Annotated in this window: 14 protein-coding genes; all 14 read right to left on the reverse strand. The window is 44.0% G+C overall.

Annotated elements, in window-relative coordinates:
- Positions 1 to 21 precede the first annotated feature (21 nt).
- Positions 22 to 1,014: a D-alanyl-D-alanine carboxypeptidase family protein gene (locus ACIRUQ_RS06465; RefSeq protein WP_055290986.1), complete on the reverse strand. Its 993-nt coding sequence runs from the start codon at positions 1,012 to 1,014 to the stop codon at positions 22 to 24.
- Positions 998 to 1,393, reverse strand: coding sequence for a methylglyoxal synthase (locus tag ACIRUQ_RS06470; protein ID WP_055290985.1), 396 nt, complete (start codon positions 1,391 to 1,393; stop codon positions 998 to 1,000). The genes ACIRUQ_RS06465 and ACIRUQ_RS06470 overlap by 17 nt, the downstream gene beginning before the upstream one ends.
- Positions 1,393 to 2,523 (reverse strand): FtsW/RodA/SpoVE family cell cycle protein, encoded by a 1,131-nt coding sequence (locus ACIRUQ_RS06475; protein WP_021740164.1) that lies wholly within the window; start codon positions 2,521 to 2,523, stop codon positions 1,393 to 1,395. Before ACIRUQ_RS06475 ends, ACIRUQ_RS06470 begins: the two co-directional genes overlap by 1 nt.
- A gap of 17 nt (positions 2,524 to 2,540) precedes the next feature.
- Complete coding sequence (gene minD, locus ACIRUQ_RS06480) at positions 2,541 to 3,344, reverse strand: septum site-determining protein MinD (protein ID WP_022036056.1); 804 nt, start codon at positions 3,342 to 3,344, stop codon at positions 2,541 to 2,543.
- Between the two features lie 59 nt (positions 3,345 to 3,403).
- Positions 3,404 to 6,229: a penicillin-binding transpeptidase domain-containing protein gene (locus ACIRUQ_RS06485; protein WP_055290983.1), complete on the reverse strand. Its 2,826-nt coding sequence runs from the start codon at positions 6,227 to 6,229 to the stop codon at positions 3,404 to 3,406.
- The gene (gene mreD / locus ACIRUQ_RS06490) at positions 6,222 to 6,740 is read right to left on the reverse strand and encodes a rod shape-determining protein MreD (RefSeq protein WP_055290981.1); all 519 of its coding nucleotides are present in this window, start codon (positions 6,738 to 6,740) and stop codon (positions 6,222 to 6,224) included. The genes ACIRUQ_RS06485 and mreD overlap by 8 nt, the downstream gene beginning before the upstream one ends.
- 3 nt (positions 6,741 to 6,743) lie before the next feature.
- The gene (gene mreC / locus ACIRUQ_RS06495) at positions 6,744 to 7,622 is read right to left on the reverse strand and encodes a rod shape-determining protein MreC (RefSeq protein WP_404856541.1); all 879 of its coding nucleotides are present in this window, start codon (positions 7,620 to 7,622) and stop codon (positions 6,744 to 6,746) included.
- Positions 7,623 to 7,634: 12 nt separating this feature from the next.
- Positions 7,635 to 8,648, reverse strand: coding sequence for a rod shape-determining protein (locus ACIRUQ_RS06500; RefSeq protein WP_055290977.1), 1,014 nt, complete (start codon positions 8,646 to 8,648; stop codon positions 7,635 to 7,637).
- Positions 8,648 to 9,355, reverse strand: coding sequence for a RadC family protein (gene radC / locus ACIRUQ_RS06505; RefSeq protein ID WP_021740158.1), 708 nt, complete (start codon positions 9,353 to 9,355; stop codon positions 8,648 to 8,650). Before radC ends, ACIRUQ_RS06500 begins: the two co-directional genes overlap by 1 nt.
- A gap of 120 nt (positions 9,356 to 9,475) precedes the next feature.
- Positions 9,476 to 10,780 (reverse strand): aminotransferase class I/II-fold pyridoxal phosphate-dependent enzyme, encoded by a 1,305-nt coding sequence (locus ACIRUQ_RS06510; RefSeq protein ID WP_404856551.1) that lies wholly within the window; start codon positions 10,778 to 10,780, stop codon positions 9,476 to 9,478.
- 11 nt (positions 10,781 to 10,791) lie between these two features.
- A complete protein-coding gene (miaA, locus tag ACIRUQ_RS06515) occupies positions 10,792 to 11,751 on the reverse strand; it encodes a tRNA (adenosine(37)-N6)-dimethylallyltransferase MiaA (RefSeq protein WP_021740156.1) in 960 nt (319 codons plus the stop codon).
- Between the two features lie 4 nt (positions 11,752 to 11,755).
- On the reverse strand, positions 11,756 to 13,840 hold the full coding sequence (gene mutL, locus ACIRUQ_RS06520; protein WP_055290971.1) for a DNA mismatch repair endonuclease MutL: 2,085 nt from the start codon (positions 13,838 to 13,840) through the stop codon (positions 11,756 to 11,758).
- 9 nt (positions 13,841 to 13,849) lie between these two features.
- Positions 13,850 to 16,507, reverse strand: coding sequence for a DNA mismatch repair protein MutS (gene mutS, locus ACIRUQ_RS06525; RefSeq protein WP_021740154.1), 2,658 nt, complete (start codon positions 16,505 to 16,507; stop codon positions 13,850 to 13,852).
- A complete protein-coding gene (locus tag ACIRUQ_RS06530; RefSeq protein ID WP_055290969.1) occupies positions 16,508 to 18,109 on the reverse strand; it encodes an NAD(P)/FAD-dependent oxidoreductase in 1,602 nt (533 codons plus the stop codon). It lies immediately after the preceding gene.
- Positions 18,110 to 18,182 lie beyond the last annotated feature (73 nt).

Here is an 18,182-nt window from a genome sequence, read left to right on the forward strand (position 1 = left end):
GTTATTTCTAAAAATTCCATCTCATTCCTTTGAAAAATTTGTGAGCAGTTCTGTCATAAGCGTATAAAGTTCTCTTTTCGAATTGCCCTTGAGAACCACTGAAATATATGGCTTTCCGCTGCTGTTTTTGCTGTATAAAACCAGACAGCTTCCAGCTGCTTCCGTAGTTCCGGTCTTGCCTCCGATCACAGTAACATTTTCCGGCATGCTGAAAGTACCTTTCAGATAGCCATTGGTATTAAACCAGGTCACATTGACCGGTGCACCGGATGCATCCATATAAGATGCATCATATTTTTTCGTGGAAATCAATTTGACAAAATGATCATTCTGAACAGCTGCATTAAAGATCAGATACAGATCATATGCCGTCGTATAGTGGTTTTCATCCGGAAGTCCATGCGCATTTACAAAATGAGACTGGGATGCACCCAGCGCAGCTGCTTCCTGATTCATAAGTTCAGCAAATTTTTCTACACTGCCTGATATATGCTCTGCGATAGCATTTGCCGCATCATTTCCACTGCAGAGCATCAGTCCATACAATGCCTGATCCAGTGTCAGGCTATCGCCGGGTTTCAGACCACAGATGGAAGAACCGCTCATCAGTGAAGTGATCGCCTCATTCGAAACCGTGATCACATCATCCAGATTTCCGTATTTCAAGGCAATGTATGCGGTCAGAATCTTTGTAGTGCTTGCCGGATACATTCGTTGATAAATATTCTGTGCATAAGTCACTACCTCATCTTCCACAGAAAATACACCCGCACTCTGTGCGAATGCTGCATCAATGCCATCTGTGGCAGAATTCTCCGTACCGCCGACGCACAGATTCTCAGCCAGAAGTTCCGGTGCTGCCGACGCGCTGCTTTCCGTCAGTGCATAATTGTCGGAGGTCTCATACAGCTGATATGCCTCCGCAACATCTGACCGCTGCGTACAGCCTGTCAGCAATAATAACGCCAGTATGAGCACCGGCAACAGGATTTTATATTTATTTGTACATTTCACGCCAGTCAAGATCTCCTCTATCTAATGAATGAATTAATAATTCTGCCGTAGCCAGATTGGTCGCCAGCGGAATATTATGTGGATCACATAAACGAACAATACTGTCCACATCCGGTTCATGTGATTTTAAATTCTGCGGATCACGCAGAAAAATAACCAGGTCAATATAGTTGTTCTCAATGTCAGCCCCAAGCTGCTGGGATCCTCCCAGCTGTCCGGTCAGATATTTATGCACGGACAGATTGGTAGCTTCCTCTACCAGCCGTCCCGTAGTACCGGTGGCATACAGCGAATTCCGTCCGAGAATCCCTCTGTACGCAATACAAAAGTTCTGCATTAATTTTTTCTTTGAGTCATGTGCGATAAGTCCGATGTTCATTATTCTATGTCCCCCAATCCGTGATATTTTCTAGCCTGCAGACCCACATTAAGTACCAGTCCCAGACCAATAAACAAACTCATAAGCGATGTCAGACCGTAGCTGACAAATGGCAAAGGCAATCCTGTGTTTGGCATCAGACCGGTCGTTACACAGATATTGATAAAACTCTGAAATCCGATCAATGCCGCCATACCGCAGCAAATCAGCCTGCCCCCCAGATCCTTAGCATTTTTTGCAATTAGTATACACTCAAAAACAATCAAAAGCAATAATACAATTACAATCACGCATCCGATAAATCCCAGTTCTTCCCCAACAACAGCAAAAATAAAATCTGTCTGAGGCTCTGAAATGAAGTTTCCGTTTTTCATGGAAGCGATTGAACTGTTATTCAGCCCTTTTCCCCACAACTGTCCGGATCCGATAGCCATGATCGAATTCTGTTGCTGATATGCGTCATCCGCATATTTGGATGGCTGCAGCCAGGAATAAATTCGTTTGTACTGATATTCATTTAACGGTAATGCATGTTTCAGGATCAGAATGATTCCGATGATACTTGTCGGAACTCCCAGTGCCAATACGCCTGCTACTATTTTATAACTTAATCCTGCAACAAACAAGAGGGTAATAAAAATCATTGTCGTTGCGATCGTCGTAGACAGATCCGGTTCCTTTACAATCAGTAACAGCGGAATGCCTGCAAGAATCAGGCTGAAGGCGAGGGTCTTCCATGTATTCAGCTGATCCTGATATTTCATAAAAAAACCTGCAAAAAAAACAATCAGCAGAATCTTACAAAATTCGGAAGGCTGAAACTTAAAACTGCTTGTCACCTGAATCCAACGGGTTGCGCCTCCGGTATTGTCTCCAACTCCCGGAATAAATATCACGGCAAGCAATACAACAGCCAGCAAATAAATCGGTCTGCGAAATTTTAATATTGTATTATAATCAATCAGCGATATGATCACCATCGCGATAAGTCCGCCGATCAGACCGACAATCTGTTTATTTTGAACGGAAGGTTTTGCACTTCCGACTACCATAACGCCGATAATGCACAGTATCACTACATATGCAATCAGCCGAAATCTGTAGTTTTTTAATTTGTATTGCTTAAACATAAAAATCCTCCGATTTTTTATCCTGTTATGTATTTTTTCTTCCAGCCATTTCGCTGTTTTCGCTGATGTCTGTGCCGATGTTCAAATCTGGGCAACATAATTTCTTCTCCCAGCAGCCTGCGGCAGATTCTCGCGTATGCCTGTCCTGCCACAGTCGCTGTGCCGGCCAGTGGATTTCCGTTATTTGTGGAAATCACTACCTGTTCATCATCACATACAGCACCGATGATATCCACACATAAAATGTCTGATATATCTTTCAGATTCAGCATCTGTCCCTGACGGATCATATCCGGCCGAATTCGATTTACAATCAGGTTGATATCCGGAATCTCTGCAGAAACCAGAAGCCCGATGACCCGGTCTGCATCCCGGATGGCCGAAATTTCAGGTGTCGTTACTACCAATGCCCGATCAGCTCCGGCAACCGCCGTCTGGAATCCCTGTTCAATCCCTGCCGGACAGTCCAACAGAATATAATCATAATCCTCCCGCAATTCCTGTAATAATTTCAACATCTGTGCTGGTTTCACAGCACTCTTGTCCCGGGTCTGGGAGGCAGGGATCAGATACAGACCCGTAAACTGCCGGTCACGGATGATTGCCTGCCGGATCCGGCAGTTTCCTTCCACAACATCCACCAGATTATAAAAAATCCTGTGTTCCAGTCCCATCACTACATCCAGATTTCGAAGTCCGATGTCTGTATCAATCATTAACACTTTCTTTCCAAGCAGACTCAGACCTACGCCAAGATTGGCTGTAGTCGTTGTCTTGCCGACACCGCCTTTTCCGGATGTCACCACAATAATCTCACACATACAAAAGATACCTCCTGTCATTTTTTCATCTGCTATCTTTTGTAATGTATTCTGCTTTGCTAATCACCAAAGCTATTGGATGAACTGCCGACATTTGTTGCCTGACCGTTCAGCAGTTCTTCTTCTGTATTCTGCTTAAAGTAGTATTTCAACACCTGGTCTACAAATACGCAGGCATTGCTTGATCCATATCCGTATGCAATTCGTGTTGCAATCGCAATCTGCGGAGAATCTGTCGGTGCATAGCCAACAAACAACGCATGGTTCGGACGTTTTTCATTTTCCTGCGCCGTACCTGTCTTACCAGCCAGAGATACCTGCAGATCGTTAAATTGATCATGTTCTCCAATTGCCATTTCCATACCACTGTGAAGATTCTGCCAGGTAGATGGTGACAGATCTGTAATCTGATTGTGAACCTGCGGTTCATAGGACTGTACGATATTGCCATTAGAATCTGTCACTTTATTCAGCAACGTCAGATCATAGACGGTTCCGTTGTTTGCAATGGCAGATACATAACGCGCCAGCTGTGCAGTGGTATAACTGTGATTACTCTGACCGATGGATGCATCAATTGGAAATTCATCCGCAATTTTCGGTGTTCCTTCCGGAATCTCAATATTTGTTTTATCTGCAAGTCCAAACTCTGTGGCATATTTTGCAATTGCATTCAGACCTTTTTCTTCCTGATACGTATCACCGGACAAACTTAGACGATATGCTGTCTCAGCGAAGAAATAGTTACATGAATCGCGGATTGCCTGTGACACAGTAATGCTGCCATGGTTTCTCGGATATACCCAGCATTTCAATTTTAATCCCAGACGTTCAAAAATACCCGTGTCTGTGATCACCGTTCCCGGATCAATGGCGCCTTCTGACAGACCAGCCGATGCTGTTACCATTTTAAAAGTAGAACCCGGTGCTGTCGTCTGCTGTGTTGCATTATTATACAATGGCAGAGAACCATCCTGCAGCAAGGAATTATAATAAGCAGAATCCATATTGTTTGCCAGCCGGTTGCTGTCATACCCCGGATAGCTGACACTTGCCAGCAGTTCTCCGGTGTTTGGATTCATAATGATGCAGGACCCGGTACATGGATCCAGTGCAAGCTGTGCAGGCGTGATCTCCATATTCTGAATCTTATTTTTCAAGAAAGTAAATGCACTGGTTGAGCCATTTTTCAGACTTGCTGCAGCACTATCATCCGCTGCCAGAACTCCCTGTTCATATAAGATCAGACACAACTGGCTTCCGGTTATCTTATCATTATAAATGAGATATTTATAAACGATCTTGTCGAAAGCAGTGTTGTTTTTCAGCTGTTCTGTCAGATAGGACATCAGCTGCGCATAAACTTCACTTGTATCTGCATACTTCTCGTTCAGATCAAATGCTGTAATATTGATCCAGGAAGCATCAATGGCATGCCGCAAATATTCCTGCACAGAAATCTTGCCATCTTTCCAGTTTTGATATATCGTATCTGACGTGTCAATGGACGATGTGACAAACACCGACTTGTCCTGCAGCATTTTCACCACATAAGTAACCATTTCCTGCATTTCTTCCGAAAGATCATTATATGCGGTATCTGACTGCAAAATACCACTGATTTCTGACAGCACGGCTTCTTTTCTGTCTGAAAATGTCCGATATACAGTTGCCTGTTCTGTACCATCTGGCGCATTTGCCATAGCGGATGTACTTATGACACTGTTTTCAATCAATGCATTGTAAACTTTATAAATTGGAATATACAGTTCTGAACTCTCACTTGTCTTTGCATTTATGATCTTAGAATTCAGAATCCCTGCCAGTTCCTGTTCCAGCAGATCGTATATCGCCATTTGAAGCGTCGCATCCAGAGACAGATACACATCATTTCCGGCAGAAGGCTCCTGATAATCTTTCTCATCCAGTACCTTACCGACATTATTTACATATACTGTCTCAGATCCTTTTTTTCCCTGAAGCTGAAGTTCCATCACCTGTTCAATCCCTGCTTTACCAACCACATCACTACGGTTGTAGGACTTATCCTGTTCATGCAGGGAATCATATTCCGAATCAGAGATTTTTCCGGTATAACCAAGAATATGGGAAAAATATTCCGGATAATCATACACACGCTTTGTATCCTCTCTGACTTCCACACCCTGAAGCTCTGATGCATGTTCCCGGATCATGGCAACTGTCTGATCTGACACATCCTCTGCGATACCGATGGCAATATATTTCTGATAAGAACTTAGATAAAGAGCATAACGGATCACCACAATCTGATAAGCACGATATCGATCATATGTCTCAGTATCTATCGCAAATTTATTAAGCAGATACTCATACATCTGTTCCGGTGTCGCTGCAGATTCGTCATACCCCAGTTTTGCATTATATTTCAGATCAGCCACTTTCTTTCTGCCGTAAATATCCCTGCGAAATCCGGCCAGTTCTGTTCCCTCAGATAAAAATGACAGTTCTCCGTCCGGATCCATATACAAATCCAGATCATTCACGATACTGTCCCCATTTTTTTCGATCATATCTATAAGGGTGCTGATTTCTGCATTCAGAAGTTTTGCACGCTCCTTATTATTGGCATAGGTTCCGTTGTCTTCCAGTGTCACTGTATAGGAAAGCTCATTATGTGCAAGAAGTACGCCATTCCTGTCGTAAATATTTCCACGCGTACCTTCGATATCAATGGTTTTTTCAATTTTCATCATATAGTTATCCAGATAGTCAGATCCCTTGATGATCTGCAGAGTAAACAGATGCTGCAGAACAAATGTGAAAAGGCAAAGTATGACAACCCAAACCACAAATAACCGCGATGTAACAATTTTTACAATCCATTCTTTTAATTTATCAACCAAATTTTGCTGCACTCCTTCGTTCAATCGCCTCTAGTTTTTCATTGACTTTCAGTAAAATGAAATATAATAAAACGGACACGATCATTGTATATACCAGTTCCGGCAATATCGTATGAAACAGATAATAACCAAAGGAAAATCTGCCCCGGAACCAGAACAGGGAGAAATAAATCAGTAAATTACAGAAAAAATCACTGACAGCAATCAGCGCCAGCGGCAATTTTACCTCATCAGGGAAAAAAATCCGTTTAAAAAAACCGTTCATGTATCCAATATACATATAGATCAGTGCATAAAAGCCTATGACACTTCCAAACATCACATCCAGAAGAAGACCGGAGAAAAATCCCACAAACAGCCCTTCTTTCTTTCCGCGCATAAAACCAAATGAGGCCACTACAACGATCAGAAGATTGGGCGAAATTGAAGCGATGGCCAATGCTTTAAATACCGTACATTGCAAAAGGAAGCAGACAATGATCGTAATTGCCAGAACAATTTTCCTCCTCATAGTCTACTCCCCTCCCTGTTCATTTGTTGTATCAGTTGAGATGTCTTTTGTCTGCAAAATAACAAACACATCATCCAGGTGTTCAAAATCCACAATTGTCGCAATATGTCCTGATTTTGTCAGATTGTTGGAATCCGTTTTTATATCTGTAATATATCCAATGGGGATTCCTTCCAGAAACATATCGCTGATATTAGATGTTACAATCTGATCCCCAACCTTTGCCTGATCTTCTTTATCACGAAGATCATCAAAATCAATCAGACTGGATTCATTCATTGTTTTCAGACTTCCGCTTACCACACACAGATCCGATGTGGATAAGTTTCTGGCACTGACATTGCTGTTATCATCAATAATGGAACGTACTTTTGCATAATTCGGACCTACCTGAATAACAATACCTGCAAGGCCACCATCTGCCAGCACATTCATTCCTACCGTAATACCATCATTGCTTCCCCGGTCGATGAGAAATACAGAAAACCAGTTTCCTGCATCCTTTCCAATGACATTTGCGGCAATTTTATCATAATCGGCATAATTCTGATCCATATCATACAGAGATTTCAGATCGTCCAGTTCTTCCTGATTCAACTGTACCTGATTCAGATTTTGCTGTGCATCTGCCAGCTGTGTCCGAAGTTCTTCATTTTCTTTTTCCAGACTTTTCTTTGTCCGCAGATGCTCCCGCAGGTTTGTCAGTCCGCTCCCAAGCTGGTTGACTCCCTTTTGCATCGGTGCAAGCACTGCCCCGGCAGCAGCAGAAACCGGTCCGGAACCAGAAGTTTTCAGACTGCAGCCGATGATGACAGCACAGAGAATCGTCATGATCAGCAGTACATATTTTGCTGGAAATTTGCTTTGTTTCTTTTTCCTCATACCATGCCTCTGCTATTTAAAAATTTTTGTACGCATGCTGTAAGACAGCCGTTTGAATTTATCATTGGTCACTACAAGGCTTAAACCACGTACCACCGTCTCATCCGGTTCTTCACAGGTATTTACTTTGATATTGGTGATATCTGTAAATAATCTGTCCATGTCTTTGATATTGGAGCCACCACCGGTCAGATAGATACCGGAATGGATAATATCCTTTGCAAGTTCCGGCGGAGTCTTCTCGAGAATCATTTTGATGGCATTGCAGATGGAGTTCAGGTTGTCTTTCATCGCCTCATATACTGTTTCTGCGGTAATCTCCATTTCGATCGGGAGTCCGCTTACCACATCAAGTCCGACAATAGTGTAACTTCCCTCTTCTCCCGGAAGCGCACTGCCGATATGCTCTTTTAACTGCATGGCAGTTTTCTGACCGATCACCAGATTAAAGTTTTTCTTGATATATGTGATAATAGATTCATCCAGACGGTTTCCTCCGAAGTGAAGAAGATCACTCAGTACCAGACCGCCAAGGGAAAGTACCGAAATCTCTGTGGTATCTGCCCCGATATCTACGATCATGATACCGGTAGGTTCATTTACATCCAAACCAAGTCCAACTGCATCCGCAATCGGTTTATCACACAATAATACAGACTTCGGTTTCATTTTGCTTTTAAAAAACAGGTCATAAAATGCTTTTTTCTCAACTTCTGTAATATCTGTCGGAACCGCAATAATAAATTCGGATCCTTTGACATGTCCCTTGACATTTTTCTCCAGAAGCTCCTGCACCATAGTCTGCATGTTATTATAATCTGCGATCACTCCGCCGGTAACCGGGAATGATACATTGATATTCTCCGGTGCTTTTTCATACATAGCATATGCTTCATCGCCATATGCATATAACTGATTCTTGTTAATAACCGCAATGGTATTTTTTTCTTTGATGATCTTGTTGCTGTGTTTGCTGAAAATTTTGATATTGCAGGTACCAAGATCAATTCCATATATATTTGCCATTATTCTCTCCCTTTCTCATATAAAATATCCTGCTCACAGAAGCTGAAATACTCATTATCGCCAATAATGATATGATCCATAAGTAAAATATCCAGTAATTCTCCACACTCTCGTATCTTTCTGGTAATCAGGATATCTTCCCTGCTCGGCTCCGGATTCCCACTGGGATGATTATGCAGGATTACGATGTATACCGCCTGTTCCTGTAGTGCCGCGCGATAAATATCCTTTGCAGAAATCAATGCTGCGTTGCTGGTTCCGACAGAAAGTAATCGCTCTCCAAGCAGCATTCCCTTACTGTCAAACATTGCCAGCATCAGCTGTTCTTTTCGTTCGTGCCGCATTTTTTCCATAAAATAGGATGCGATACTTTCCGGAGACTGCAGGGATATCTGCTTTTTGCGTTGTGTGACTGCAATCCGCCTTGCCAGTTCTCCGATACACTTCAACTGAACCGCTTTCACCGGTCCGATTCCACGGATACCGGTTAACTGTTCTGTATCCAATCGAATCAGGTTCAGCAGTCCGTCCGGACCTGCATTCAAAATACGATGAGCCAAATCGACACATCGTTCTCCCCTGCTTCCCGTGCGAATGATCACACTGATCAATTCTGCGTCTGATAAGGAACCGGCACCATACAGCAGACATTTTTCATACGGTCTCTCTGTATCCGGCAGTTCCTTTATTGTCAAATTTTTCTGCATAAACGTTCCTGTTCTACTCTCTCTATGCAGCCGTAGATATCATAGCATACTTTTTTTTTGCTGTATACCGAAAAAATAAGAAGTTTTTTTGTAATTCTCTTAAAATTTTATGAAGAACTTTTACAAGTCGGTAACATTTTGCACCTGAAAGTCTGTAGAAACAATTCCGGCATCCACCAGTTTCTGTAATGCCATCATAATGCCGAGTTTTGCATGATACCAGGTAAGACCGCCCTGGAAATATACAGCATATGGTGGTTTGATCGGTCCATCCGCACTCAGTTCAATGGATGATCCCTGTACAAAAGCACCTGCCGCCATAATTACCTGGCTGTCATATCCCGGCATATCCCATGGCTCCGGTGTCACATAGGAATCTACCGGTGCTGCCGCCTGGATACCCTGGCAAAACGCGATAACTCCCTCCGGGGAGCCAAATGTCACTGCCTGAATGATATCATGGCGGGATTCTGTACTGTCTGGTATAACCGGAAAACCAATTTTTTCAAAAATATTGGCAGCAAAAATTGCACCTTTTAACGCACCGGATACTACTGTCGGAGCCTGAAACAAGCCCTGATAAAAGCTCTGAATGACTCCCAGGGACGCTCCAACTTCTTTTCCAAGTCCAGGAGAAGTAAGGCGGTAGGCAGCATTGTCCACACACTCTTTCTTTCCAACGATATAACCGCCGATCGGTGCCAGTCCGCCGCCCAGGTTTTTGATCAGGGAACCTACGATCATGTCTGCACCGACTTCCAGCGGTTCCCGCTCCTCTACAAATTCACCATAACAATTGTCCACCATGCAGATCACATCCGGTTTGACGGATTTTACAAAAGCAATCAGTTCCCGGATACGATCCACAGACAGAGTCGGGCGTGTCTCATATCCTTTGGAACGCTGGATCGTTACTAGTTTTGTCTTTTCATTGATGGCAGCACGGATTCCCTCAAAGTCAAAATCACGGTTATTTAACAGATCCACCTGGCGATAGGTAATGCCATACTCTGCCAGCGATCCCTTAGATGGACGGATACCGATGACTTCCTCCAGCGTATCATATGGTTTTCCTACCGGAGAAAGTAACTCATCTCCCGGACGCAGATTCGACATCAACGCCAGTGCCAGTGCATGTGTTCCACAGGTTATCTGCGGCCGAACCAGTGCAGCCTCACCGTGAAAACACTCTGCATACACTTCTTCCAGGGTATCACGACCAATATCATTATAGCCATAACCGCTGGTTGACTGGAAACACTCCGCACTTACCCTGCATTTCTGCATGGCGTTGATTACCTTTAACTGATTGTACTCTGCTATTTCATCTATTTTCGCAAATCGCTCTTTTAATGTTTTCTCAATCTCTGTTCCATAATTATATACTTCTTCTGTAATACCAAGTTCCAGGTATTTCTGTTTCATCACTTCTTCTGTCATAACCATCCTCCAGCTGTAATATTTTTCAAAATGTCATCCAGAATTCTGGAATCATCATAATCATAATCCGGTTTGTTCAGCCAGATAACATCCCGCTCCCTGCGAAACCATGTCAGCTGACGTTTTGCAAAATGCCGGGTATCCCGTTTCAGCAGATATACGGCTTCTTCATAGGAAATCTCGCCTTCCAACCAGGAAAGTATTTCTTTATAGCCAAGCCCCTGCATGGAAACCATCCCTTTGTGGCAGCCCTGTGCACGCAGACGTTTCACTTCTTCCACCAGTCCGGCTTCCAACATCAGATCCACCCGGTGGTCAATTCGCTCATATAGATGTGCACGTTCGTCTGTCAGAACGAAATACCGAAAATCATATGGAGATTCTTTTGCCCGTTCTTCTTCGTTGTGTCTGGAAATTGGTTCGCCAGTCTTTTCAAAATACTCCAGTGCACGGATTGTCCGTTTCACATTATTGGCATGGATCATCTCTGCTGAAACCGGATCCACCTGACGGAGCATTTCATGAAGATATGCATTTCCATGTTCCTCTGCCAGCTGTGCATAATGATTCCGCAGTGCTGTATCTTCGTCCTGCTCTGTAAAATCAATATCATACAGCAATGCCTGGATATAAAAACCGGTTCCGCCGGCAATGATCGGGATCTGTTTTTTTTCATAAATCTCCTGCAGGGCTTCTTTTGCCATTTCCTGAAACCGTACCACATGGAACTCATCCTCCGGAGCCAGCACATCAATCAGATAATGCGGTACCCCCTGCATTTCCTCCGGTGTTACTTTGGCAGAACCAATATCCATGCCTCTGTACACCTGCATGGAATCTGCCGAAATTACTGCCCCGTTGATTTTTTTTGCCAGTGCAATAGACAGCTCCGTCTTTCCTACCGCCGTCGGACCGGTCAAAATTAATAATGGTCGTTTTTTCTTTTCATTCATCATATACTTATACAATTCTCTTAAATTTTTTCTCTATCTCATATTTGGTCATCGATACGATGACCGGTCTGCCATGAGGACAGAAATACGGATTTTCCAGTGTCAGAAGTTCATCGATCAGATGCTCAATCTCTGGTCTGGAAAGCTTCTGATTCCCTTTCACTGCCGCTTTGCAGGACATACTTGCGATTTTTTCCACTACAAGATCCGGCGTATCTTTCTCAGACATATTACCCAGGCCATCCATAAGTTCCAATAACAGACTCTGACCGTTCAATCCGTACAGATTTCCCGGAACCGCATTCACAGCATATTCTTTTCCACCGAAATATTCAATCTCATAACCCAGTTTTTCAAACTCCGGCAGGAACTTTTTCAACAATACTTCCTCCTGCATAGTAAGAGATAAAATGATAGGCGGGCTGATCATCTGGGAAGTAAACTCTTTCTCCCTGTAAGCTTTCATCGTTCGCTCAAACAGCACTTTTTCGTGGGCTGCATGCTGATCGATCATATAAAACTGTTCCTGATATTCTACGAGCCAGTAAGTTTCAAACAATTGTCCGATGATACGATGATGCGGTCTTGCCTGTTTTGATAAAAGTTTCCACTCCTGCTTGCTTTTCAGATCGGCATCGCTGAAATCCGATCCTCCCGTATCCGCCTGTTCCTCTGCCTTTTGCTCCGCTGCATCAAACAAAGTCTGCTGTAATGCATGCTCTGCCAGAACCTCCTGCGAATCTGTATTCACACTCTCCGGAAAAAATACTTCACCATTTTTTTCTTGTTTCTGTGTCTCTGAGGAATCCGTTTTCTCTTCGCAAAGCAATTTCTGTTCTACAGGAAATGACCCTGGGTATTCTGTTCCATAGGTAATCTGTTCACGCAGAACGGAGGCTTGCCCTGCTGTCTCCTGGCCTGAAGTTCCGGTCTCCGGTCTGTTCCGCTCCGGGTATTTCCGCTCGTACGGACTATCCTTTGCCACGGCTGCCCGCAGCCGTTCCAGACGTTTTTGTTCAAAAGGCTCCGGTGCTTCCTGGGGTTGGATCTGGGGGCGCTTTTCCTGTTTCTTTTCTTCATGAACTGTAACTTTCGGAATGAGTTCGCTTTCCCGCAACCGTGTCGACAGCAATGCTGCCAGCTGCTGATACAAAATTTCTCCATTGGAAAAACGCAGTTCCATCTTGTTTGGATGTACGTTGACATCCACCAGGGTACCGTCCAGAGAAATCGTCAGCACTGTAAACGGATATTTGTGTTGCATCATAAATCCCCGGTATCCATCTTCCAGTGCTTTTGCAATCAAAGTGCTTTTGATATATCGTCCGTTGATAAAATAACTTTCAAAATTCCGGTTGCCTCTTGCAATGATCGGCTTTCCGATAAAACCATCCACAGAAAATCCCTCATATTCCGCGTGAATTTCCAGCAGATTTGCCGCAATATCTCTTCCATAAATGTGGTAAATGATATCCTTCAGTTTTCCATTTCCGGAAGTATGCAAACGGATCTGACCGTTGTTAATAAATTTAAAGGAGATTTCCGGATGAGACAATGCGATGCGTTCCATCAGATCATTGACATATCCTGCCTCAGTCTGGGCTGACTTTAGGAATTTACGCCGCACCGGAGTGTTGTAAAACAGATTTTTCACCAGAAATGTAGTCCCATTCGGTGCACCAATCTCTGCCAGAGAAACTTCTTTTCCCCCCTCGATCAGATATCTGCTGCCGGTAAACTGCTCCGGCGTCTTTGTAATCAGTTCCACCTGTGCCACCGCCGCGATACTGGACAAAGCCTCACCGCGAAATCCCAGGGAAGAAATCCGCACCAGATCTTCTACTTTACGGATCTTACTGGTAGAATGACGGTAAAAAGCAATCGGGATCTGTGCAGCTTCGATACCGCAGCCATTATCAGTAATCCGGATCAGGGATGTTCCACCCTCTTTGATTTCCACCGTAATTGCTGTCGCCTTCGCATCAATAGCATTCTCCACCAGCTCCTTAACAACAGAAGATGGCCGCTCCACGACTTCTCCGGCAGCAATCTTATCAATGGTCTGTTCATCTAATACTTCTATCTGTGGCATATGTGCCTCCTACCAACGGTTTTTGATTTTATTCTGAATCTCATATAATTTGTTCATTGCTTCAAAAGGTGTCATATTTGTCAGATCAATAGCACGAATCTCATCAATGATATCATCATCTTTCACTGTGTCAAACAATGACATCTGTGCCAGATCCACATCATCCGGATGTTTCTGCTTTGCTTTATGCTGTGTGGGTATCTCCGGAAGATTCGCTGCCAGATTACTCATATTCGCACGCTCCAGTTCCTCACAGATAACTTTTGCCCGCTCAATGACCGGATCCGGAACACCTGCCAGCTTTGCCACCTGAATACCATAACTGCGATCTGCTCCACCGGATACGATTTTACGAAGGAATACAATATCATCACCTTTTTCCTTCACAGCAATACAGTAATTATTGACATTGGAAAGTTTTCCTTCCAACTCTGTCAGCTCATGATAATGTGTGGCAAACAACGTCTTGGCTCCAAGAATTTTCGGATTACTGATGTATTCCACTACCGCCCATGCAATAGACAATCCGTCAATCGTACTTGTTCCCCTGCCAATCTCATCCAGGATCAACAAACTGCTGCCTGTGGCATTTCGCAGGATATTTGCCACTTCATTCATTTCCACCATAAACGTACTCTGTCCGGACGCAAGATCATCGGATGCCCCTACACGGGTAAAAATACGGTCTACGATACCAATATTCGCACTCTGTACCGGGACAAAACTTCCAATCTGTGCCATCAGTACAATCAGGGCATTCTGACGCATATAGGTTGATTTTCCGGCCATATTTGGTCCGGTGATAATAGCAATCCGGTTATTTTTATTATCCAGATAGGTGTCATTAGCGATAAACATATCGTTATCGATCATTTTTTCCACCACCGGATGACGGCCGCCCTTAATATCCAGAACACCTTTTTCATTGATTTTTGGTCTTGCATAATTGCTCTGCTCTGCCACCACAGCCAGAGAGGCAAATACATCAAGACCCGCTATCGCTTTTGCCGTATGCTGGATCCGCACCACCTGATCGGCAATGGTATTTCGGATCTGACAGAAAATATCATATTCCAAAGCCGTCAGCTTATCTTCTGCACCGAGAATCGTTTCCTCCAATTCTTTCAATTCCGGTGTAATATAACGCTCCGCATTGGTCAGAGTCTGCTTTCTTGTATAATATTCCGGCACAAGATCTTTGTATGAATTCGTCACTTCCAGATAATAACCAAATACTTTGTTAAATTTGATCCGCAGATTTTTGATACCTGTCTTTTCCCGTTCTTCCTCTTCGATTTTTGCCAGCCAGTTTTTTCCCTCTGTTTTGGCATTCCGTAAATGATCCACCTGTTCATTATATCCGCTCTTGATCATACCGCCCTCCCGGATGGAAATCGGCGGTTCCTCTTCAATGGAAGCACAGATCAGTTCATAAATATCTTTCAGATCATCCAGTTGTTCATCCAGTTCCATCAGTAACGGGCTTTCAAAATCCTGTAACAATGTCTTAATGGCAGGAAGCATCTCCAACGAAGACCGAAAGGCAATCAGATCCCTTGGATTCGCAGTCTGATATACTACCCGGCTGATCAGGCGCTCCAGATCATAAATCGGATTCAGGTATTCGCGCAGCTCTTCCCTTCCAATCATATTGCCCTTCAGTTCTTCCACTGCATCCAGCCGTGCCTCGATCTGTTTTTTGTCAATCAGTGGCTGTTCCAGATAAGCACGCAGCAGACGGGCACCCATAGCCGTTTTTGTCTTGTCCAGCACCCATAGAAGGGAACCACGTTTTTGTTTTTCCCTTAGTGTTTCTACAAGCTCCAGATTCCTCCTGGTCGAACTGTCCAGTACCATGAATTTACCAGTGGAATACGGTTCAATGGCAGTCATATGATCCAGTGTTGTCTTCTGTGTCTCATACAAATACTTTAACAACGCACCCGCAGCGATCACACCACAGTTATAATCTGCCAGTCCCAATCCATCCAGCGATGCCACATGAAAATGCTCCTGCAATGTAGTTACCGCAAGTTCATCACCAAAATACCAGGCGTCCAGCGCATAAATGGTAATACCAAGCCTGTGCCGCAGATCTTCCAGATCAATCCCACTCACAAAAAAAGCTTCATTTGATATAATCTCGGACGGCATGTATTTGCTGATCTCATCCAGAAGTTTCCGTTCAGAATCCAGTTCCGTCACATAGTACGCACCTGTGGTGACATCTGCCACAGACACTCCATATTTATTGTCAACATACACCACACACATGATGTAATTATTTTTTGTTTCATCCAAGGCATAGGTATCCAGATTGGTGCCCGGAGTTACAATTCTGGTCACTTCCCGCTTCACCAGACCTTTTGCCTGTTTTGGGTCTTCCACCTGTTCACAGATGGCTACCTTATAGCCCTTGGATACCAGTTTGTTCAGATATCCCTCCACAGCATGGAAAGGAACTCCGCACATCGGCGCCCGTTCTTTCAGACCACAGCTTTTTCCGGTCAGCGTGATTTCCAGCTCCCGGGATGCTGTCAGTGCATCTTCAAAAAACATTTCATAAAAATCACCCAGACGGTAAAACAGTATACAATCTTTGTATTCCTGCTTTGTCTCCATGTATTTCTGCATCATGGGTGTCAGTTCGTCTATATTTATCTCCATTTATTTCATCTCCTGCTGTATCACTGCCTCTGCCACTTTCAAACCGTCCATGGCGGCTGACATAATACCCCCCGCATAACCGGCACCCTCGCCGCAAGGGTACAACCCCCGGATTTCACTTTGGAAACACGCATCTCTGTGAATCCGCACAGGGGAAGAGGTCCGGCTTTCCACACCGCTCAGAATGCTGTCGTCACGGTTAAATCCGCGGATTTTCCGCCCGAAAGATTCCATCCCCTCACAAAATGCCTCATTCACTGCTTCCGGAAACAGCGTCCGCAGATTTGCAAAAGCATGCTGACCTTTGATACAACTTTCAAAAGAACCATAACCGGTGCTTTTTTTGTTCTCCTTAAAATCTGCATACAGCTGTTGTGGAACTTTGCCTTCTGCAAGCTTCCATGCAGTTTCTTCCAATTTCCGCTGAAACACTACGCCGGAAAGCGGATGATCCGGTTTTGGGAAATCTTCCGGTGTCACAGAAATAATAATGGCACTGTTGGCATTTTTGCTGTCACGGCTGCGGTAGCTCATGCCGTTGACTGCCAGCCGGCCTTCTTCGGAAGATGCATTCACCACATAACCACCCGGGCACATACAAAAAGAATATACACCTCTTCCATTGGAAGACTGATGCGTTACTTTATAAGCTGCTGTCGGAAGCAACGTCATATCTGCATTCCTGCCATACTGACTTTCGTTGATCATATCCTGTGGATGCTCTACACGCATGCCTACGGCAAAAGATTTTGCCATCATCGGTACCTTTCGTTCATACAGCATTTCAAACGTATCCCTGGCGCTGTGACCAATTGCAAGGATCACACCGGATACGTCTTTCCATTCTTTGTGATTCAGCTCAATCTTTGAAATCCGTCCGTCCTCTATATGTAAATCTGTCACTTTTGTTGAAAAATGAAATGTTCCCCCCAACCGGATGATTTCCTGCCGCATCCGGCTGATCACATCCCGCAGCACATCTGTTCCTACATGAGGTTTTGCAACATATAAAATATCTTCCGGTGCACCAAACTTTACAAATGTCTCCAGTACATAACGGCTGCGTCCAAATTTATCTTTCACCAGTGTATTCAGCTTTCCATCTGAAAAGGTACCGGCACCACCTTCTCCAAACTGCACATTTGACTCCGGATCCAGTGCACCCCCGTTCCAGAAATCTTCCACATCCTGCTGTCGTTCTTCCACTGCTCTGCCTCGCTCATAGATATGCGGACAGTAACCACGTTGAGCCAGCAGATAAGCTGCAAACAGACCTGCCGGTCCTGCGCCGATCACAGCCATTTGCTCACGCTTTTCAGAAAGTAGTTCTTTCCTTTCTGGAATCTGATAAACCACCGGTTTCAGTTCCTGTACATGGGCATGATTTTTCCGGATTTTCTGATGTTCATCCACTACTAACTGTACCGTATACGTATAACTGAGGGCATCTTTTTTTCTGGCATCCACGGACTGCTTCATAATTTGCATGGACTGCACTTTTTTCATCGGAATCTGTGCCAAAGCACATGCCTTCTGAAAAATTTCTTCCTTTGTATGCGCCAACGGAACAGATATCTGTGACACACGAATTACTTTTTTCATACAATTCTCCACGTTCTATTTATTATTTCTCAATCGCTTTTTTCGTTGCTTTACACTTTTATCGAAAACAATC

The organism is Eubacterium ramulus (genome assembly GCF_045002895.1).
GTDB lineage: Bacteria > Bacillota > Clostridia > Lachnospirales > Lachnospiraceae > Eubacterium_I > Eubacterium_I ramulus.